The 1,675-nt window shown below is 70.5% G+C and carries 2 protein-coding genes; both read left to right on the top strand.

What is annotated here, in order from left to right; all coding sequences use genetic code 11:
- The coding region (locus WBA11_RS02130) for a L,D-transpeptidase family protein (RefSeq protein ID WP_424519080.1) at positions 1-718 on the top strand (718 nt) is incomplete at its 5' end.
- Positions 715-1,107, top strand: coding sequence for a hypothetical protein (locus WBA11_RS02125; RefSeq protein WP_424519079.1), 393 nt, complete (start codon positions 715-717; stop codon positions 1,105-1,107). The genes WBA11_RS02130 and WBA11_RS02125, both read left to right, overlap by 4 nt.
- Positions 1,108-1,675 lie beyond the last annotated feature (568 nt).

Below are 1,675 nucleotides of genomic sequence, written 5' to 3'. Positions count from 1 at the left end.
CTTCAACGTCACGCCAGCGGAGCGCGCCGCTCAGATCGCGCTCAACCTCGAACGCTGGCGCTGGCTCCCCGCCGACCTCGGCGACCGCCACCTGGTCGTGGACGTCGCCGGGATGACCGCCGTCCTGGTCTCCAACGGTGGGCCGGAGTGGAGCGGCCGGGCCATCGTCGGGACGCCGCGGACACCGACGCCGGGGTTCTCGTCGCTCGTCGAGCACGTTGTCCTGGCGCCCTACTGGAACGTCCCTCAAAGCATCGCCCGCGGCGAGATCTGGCCTCGCGTCGCTCAGGACCCGGGCTACCTCGCCCGGCACGACATGGAACGACTCTCCGACAACCGCCTCCGACAGCGCCCCGGCCCTCGCAACCCGCTCGGCCCGGCCAAGCTCATCTTCGACAACCCGTTCGGGGTCCGCGTTCACGGCACGTCGTCGCCGTCGCTGTTCCAGGCCCGCGTCCGCGCGTTCAGTCACGGGTGCATCCGCGTCGAGCAGCCGCTCGCGCTCGTCCAGCGGCTCACGGGTTGGGACGCCGATCGCATCGAGGACGCCGTCGCCCAGAACGAGGAGCGGTGGATTGCGCTGGATGCGCCGGTCCCCGTTCACGTGGTCTACTGGACGGTCCGCGCCGACCCGGACGGGACGCTCCACACCCGCCCCGACGTCTACGGCCGCGACCGCGCGCTCGCCGACGCGCTCGCTCGACCCCGACCTTCATGACGCGTCTGGTCCTCTCCTTCCTAGCGTTCGCTGCGCTGTCCGCCTCCGGTCCCACTGGGACGTGGCAGGGCACGTTCTGGAGCGCCGAGACCGAGCGTGCCGGGTCGCTCCAGTTCACCGTCACCGCGGAAGGCCGCGTCCTCGACGCCCTCGCCATATTTGACGCTGTGCCGGATCTACCCCTCGCCCTCGAGGCCGCCGTCCTTGACGAGTCGTCCATCGAGGGCCGGTTCGAGCCGTACCGCGACCCGGGCTGCGGCTGCTGGCTCGACACCACGTTCCGTGGCGCCCTCGAGGACGACCGGTGGCTCGGCACCTACACCGTCCGCGCCGAGGCGGGCGCGGTCTTCCACGGTGCCTGGACGGCCCACCGCTCCCCCGACCCGTGACCCGCGCCCGTCACGTCCTCATTCCTACGGACCACAGTGCGGGGTTCGAGCACTTGTACAGCCCATGCCGCAATCCTGGTTGCCCGCACCGGAGCCACGCTCCACGTCGTGACAGGCGAGCCCCTCAGTCTCGGCGCCAACCCGATGGAATGGGCGCGCGCGGAGTTTGAGCAGGCCTTGAGCGGGAGCGCCTCGGAGCGGGCTGTACGCGAGGCCTGGTGCCCGGTCTCGGTGTTGACGCGAGCGGGTCACGGTCTACTCGTCGACGGCCAGCCCAAGGTCACCGGTTGGACTGCACCGAGGTGCGCCCTCGAGGTCGGCCCTCATAGATTGGCGGTGTCGTCCTCGAGGGTGCAGGTCCTGTCTCAGAGGGAACGAAAGCCCCGAGAGATGCGAGACGACCATCCACGTCCTCCGGCCGACCGTCGACAACGTTGACGTCGCCGACGTCCCTCGCTCATGTCCTTCTCCGTCAGTACTCCGCCCCGATGGGGAATGGCGCTTGGCGGCGGCGGAACGCTCGGATTCGCCCACGTCGGCGTCCTCGCGGCGCTCAGCGAGCGTGGTC

It is taken from the genome of Rubrivirga sp. (genome assembly GCF_049648075.1).
Classification (GTDB): Bacteria; Bacteroidota; Rhodothermia; order Rhodothermales; family Rubricoccaceae; genus Rubrivirga.
Note: the sequence above shows the minus strand (reverse complement) of the source record. Positions and strands in the feature narration are given on the sequence as shown.